Source organism: Sphingomonas epibiotica, assembly GCF_039615155.1.
Classification (GTDB): Bacteria; Pseudomonadota; Alphaproteobacteria; order Sphingomonadales; family Sphingomonadaceae; genus Sphingomonas.
In genome coordinates this window covers 1-2,500 of sequence record NZ_JBDGHY010000022.1, presented here as the reverse complement: position 1 = coordinate 2,500, position 2,500 = coordinate 1, and the positions used below count along the sequence as shown (strand labels likewise).

Genomic DNA, 2,500 nt, shown 5'->3' with positions numbered 1-2,500 from the left:
ACCGATTAACGTTGAAAAGTTACCGGATGAGTTGTGTTTAGGGGTGAAAGGCCAATCAAGCCGGGAAATAGCTGGTTCTCCGCGAAAACTATTGAGGTAGTGCCTCGGATGGACACCTTATGGGGTAGAGCACTGGATGGTTGCGGGGGTCGCGAGATCTACCAATACTAACCAAACTCCGAATACATAAGAGTGATATCCGGGAGACAGACGGCGGGTGCTAAGGTCCGTCGTCAAAAGGGAAACAGCCCTGACCTACAGCTAAGGTCCCCAAGTCGTGTCTAAGTGGGAAAGCATGTGGGAATCCCAAAACAACCAGGAGGTTGGCTTAGAAGCAGCCATCCTTTAAAGAAAGCGTAACAGCTCACTGGTCTAAACAAGGGTTCCTGCGGCGAAGATGTAACGGGGCTCAAGACACGCACCGAAGCTTAGGGTGTGTACTTTGTACACGCGGTAGCGGAGCGTTCCGTACGCCTGTGAAGCGGTCTGGTAATGGACCGTGGAGGTATCGGAAGTGCGAATGCAGACATGAGTAGCGATAAAGAGGGTGAGATGCCCTCTCGCCGAAAGACCAAGGGTTCCTGCGCAAGGCTAATCCGCGCAGGGTGAGCCGGCCCCTAAGACGAGCCCGAAGGGGGTAGTCGATGGGAACCACGTTAATATTCGTGGGCCTGGTGGTGTGTGACGGATGGCGTGTGTTGTCAGACCTTATCGGATTGGTCTGGCTTCGAAGCTGTCCCGGGAAATAGCCCCACCGTATAGACCGTACCCGAAACCGACACAGGTGGTCTGGTAGAGTATACCAAGGCGCTTGAGAGAAGTGTCCTGAAGGAACTCGGCAAATTGCCTCCGTACCTTCGGAAGAAGGAGGCCCAGCATAGGCGCAAGCTCTTGCTGGGGGCACAGGCCAGGGGGTAGCGACTGTTTAGCAAAAACACAGGGCTCTGCTAAGTCGGCTTCAAGACGACGTATAGGGCCTGACGCCTGCCCGGTGCCTGAAGGTTAAGTGGAGGGGTGCAAGCTCTGAAATGAAGCCCAGGTAAACGGCGGCCGTAACTATAACGGTCCTAAGGTAGCGAAATTCCTTGTCGGGTAAGTTCCGACCTGCACGAATGGCGTAACGACTTCCCCACTGTCTCCAGGACATGCTCAGCGAAATTGAATTCTCCGTGAAGATGCGGAGTACCCGCGGTTAGACGGAAAGACCCCGTGCACCTTTACTGCAGCTTCAGAGTGGCATTAGGAAAGAACTGTGTAGCATAGGTGGGAGGCTTTGAAGCATTGGCGCCAGCCGGTGTGGAGCCATAGGTGAAATACCACCCTGTTGTTTTCTGATGTCTAACCTGCGCCCATGAAACTGGGCGAGGGACCCTCTGTGGCGGGTAGTTTGACTGGGGCGGTCGCCTCCTAAAGAGTAACGGAGGCGCGCGAAGGTTGGCTCAGGACGGTTGGAAACCGTCTGTTAGAGTGCAATGGCATAAGCCAGCCTGACTGCGAGACTGACAAGTCGAGCAGAGACGAAAGTCGGTCATAGTGATCCGGTGGTCCCTCGTGGAAGGGCCATCGCTCAACGGATAAAAGGTACGCCGGGGATAACAGGCTGATAACCCCCAAGAGCTCATATCGACGGGGTTGTTTGGCACCTCGATGTCGGCTCATCACATCCTGGGGCTGGAGCAGGTCCCAAGGGTTTGGCTGTTCGCCAATTAAAGTGGTACGTGAGCTGGGTTCAGAACGTCGCGAGACAGTTTGGTCCCTATCTGCCGTGGGCGTCGAAATTTGAGAGGAGTTGCCCCTAGTACGAGAGGACCGGGGTGAACATGCCTCTGGTGTACCTGTCGTCGTGCCAACGGCGCAGCAGGGTAGCTATGCATGGACGGGATAACCGCTGAAAGCATCTAAGCGGGAAGCCTCCCTCAAGATAAGATTTCTTAGGACGGTCGGAGACCACGACCTCGATAGATCGGATGTGGAAGCGCAGTAATGCGTGAAGCTAACCGATACTAATTGTCCTATTCGCGCTTAAGAGAGTTCACACCCCCAACGTCAGCACTGGCTGCCGACCATGGTACGGTTGAAACCTCAGCACTTGAACACATCGATTTGAAAATATGCACCGCCTTCATTGCCTGGTGGCTATAGCGTTTGTGAACCACCCGATCCCATCCCGAACTCGGCCGTGAAACCAAACCGCGCCAATGGTACTATCGCTCAAGCGATGGAAGAGTAGGTCGTCGCCAGGCATTGAAGCCGGTGCATAACCATTCACAACTGTCCTCCACACTTCCGCTCTCTCGAGCGCCAATTGTGTCGCGGGGTGGAGCAGCCCGGTAGCTCGTCAGGCTCATAACCTGAAGGTCACAGGTTCAAATCCTGTCCCCGCAACCATCATTCAGCCCCGTAGCACCAAGCTGCGGGGCTTTCCTTCGTCTGCACGCAACGTCGCGCAAAACCACTCCATCCTCACGGCACCAGACCAGCCCGGCCCGCCATGCAGAAC

The 2,500-nt window shown here is 55.2% G+C and carries 1 tRNA gene and 2 rRNA genes (1 of these 3 cut by a window edge); all 3 read left to right on the top strand.

Annotation, left to right across the window (positions count from 1 at the left end):
- Positions 1-2,026: ribosomal RNA gene (locus AAIO73_RS20010) — 23S ribosomal RNA — on the top strand (it extends 763 nt beyond the left edge of the window).
- A gap of 102 nt (positions 2,027-2,128) precedes the next feature.
- A 5S ribosomal RNA gene (gene rrf, locus AAIO73_RS20005) occupies positions 2,129-2,243 on the top strand.
- A 68-nt stretch (positions 2,244-2,311) separates the two neighbouring features.
- Positions 2,312-2,388, top strand: a tRNA-Met gene (locus AAIO73_RS20000).
- Positions 2,389-2,500: the final 112 nt, after the last annotated feature.